The following is a 402-nucleotide window of genomic DNA, read 5'->3' as shown; positions in this document are numbered from 1 at the left end:
GCCCTAGGTGTCAAACGGCGTTGAAAATTGACCCCCTATCGGCGTCCAAAATTGACCCCTCTGTTGGTTGTCCTGGGCTGGCGGCGAGGCGCGTAGCCATCAGCTAGCGCAGCGCGTCGCCGCCGGGTGAGCCGCGTGAGATTCAGCTGCCCGGAGGGGGTCTGGGGGAGGTTGGATAGATTGTGGATCAAGCCCTGGTCTTGAGACGCCAGCTGTCGTTTCCGGTCTCGACGATGTCGCAGTGATGGGTCAGGCGGTCGAGRAGSGCCGTGGTCATCTTGGCGTCGCCGAAGACGGTGGGCCATTCGCCGAAGGTCAGGTTGGTGGTGATGATCACCGAGGGGCGCTCATAGAGCTTGCTGATCAGATGGAAGAGGCGTTGGCCGCCGGACTGGGCGAAGG

Annotated in this window: 1 protein-coding gene; it reads right to left on the bottom strand. The window is 62.8% G+C overall.

The window, feature by feature from the left end; all coding sequences use genetic code 11:
• Positions 1 to 187: 187 nt before the first annotated feature.
• Positions 188 to 402: ATP-binding protein (locus AC1DKR_RS21315; protein WP_478035173.1), on the bottom strand; the 215-nt coding region annotated here is incomplete at its 5' end.

It is taken from the genome of Stenotrophomonas sp. 01N47 (genome assembly GCF_056399165.1).
The sequence above is the reverse complement of the archived record's forward strand: the minus strand, read 5'-3'. Positions and strand labels throughout refer to the sequence as shown.